The organism is Hymenobacter telluris (assembly GCF_017313265.1).
GTDB lineage: Bacteria > Bacteroidota > Bacteroidia > Cytophagales > Hymenobacteraceae > Hymenobacter > Hymenobacter telluris.
In genome coordinates this window covers 1-775 of the sequence record NZ_JAFLQZ010000048.1, presented here as the reverse complement: position 1 = coordinate 775, position 775 = coordinate 1, and the positions used below count along the sequence as shown (strand labels likewise).

The following is a 775-nucleotide window of genomic DNA, read 5'->3' as shown; positions in this document are numbered from 1 at the left end:
GGCAGTGGTAATATAAGGGGTGATTCGTAACTTGAGTGTATGCTTCAAACCCCGTTCACGTGTGGCAAGTGCGGCAGCACGGCCGTGCGAAAGAATGGCAGCCGTAACGGCCAGCCCAAGTACCAGTGCACGACCTGCCGCCATCAGGCCCTGTTTGTTCCGGCTGCGGTCGGCAAAGCTGTGCAGTATGCCCAGGTCGAGTTGCTACTGTTGGAGCGGGTTTCGCAACGCGCCATCGTACGCTTGACCGGCGTTTCGCGCCCAACGATTGTCAAACTGGCAAAAAAAAGCGCAGACCACACCGCAGTTGCGGCCCAAACCGAGCCGGCCCCGGGTACTCGAACTGGATGAGATGTGGACCTTCGTGGGCCGCAAAAAGCGCAAAGTCTGGCTCTGGTTGGCTATTGAGCGGCATAGCCGCCGCATTGTGGCCTGGGCACTGGGCTGCCGGGGTGCGACCACCTTGCGCCGACTGTGGGCCACTCTGCCCGAAGAGTATCAGACGGGTACCTGGTACTTCACGGATGAGTGGGAAGCTTACAGCCAAGTGCTGCCACCACAAGCGCATCGGCCCAGCCCCAAAGGCAGTGGGCACACTAGCATCGTGGAAGCTATCAACTGTTCGCTGCGGCAGAAGTGCGCGGTGCTTGTGCGAAAAACGTGTTCCTTTAGTCGCTGCTTAGCCATGCATCACGTGCGTATTCAACTCGTCATTGACGAACATAATCGCCGACTAACCGCAACTTGATATCACCTTCTGTTTTACCACCACCTT

At 57.8% G+C, this 775-nt stretch carries 2 protein-coding genes; both read left to right on the top strand.

Translation table 11 applies throughout. From position 1 onward, the window contains the following. Positions 1-39 precede the first annotated feature (39 nt). Entirely contained in the window at positions 40-351 is a 312-nt protein-coding gene (locus J0X19_RS25335; RefSeq protein ID WP_206987085.1) for an IS1/IS1595 family N-terminal zinc-binding domain-containing protein, read from the top strand. Then, complete coding sequence (locus J0X19_RS25330) at positions 269-748, top strand: IS1 family transposase (protein WP_206987084.1); 480 nt, start codon at positions 269-271, stop codon at positions 746-748. Before J0X19_RS25335 ends, J0X19_RS25330 begins: the two co-directional genes overlap by 83 nt. The last annotated feature ends 27 nt before the right edge of the window (positions 749-775 follow it).

Excerpts from the sequence above, each read along its gene's own strand:
- J0X19_RS25335 (WP_206987085.1), top strand. The coding sequence starts at position 40 with ATGCTTCAAACCCCGTTCACGTGTGGCAAGTGCGGCAGCACGGCCGTG.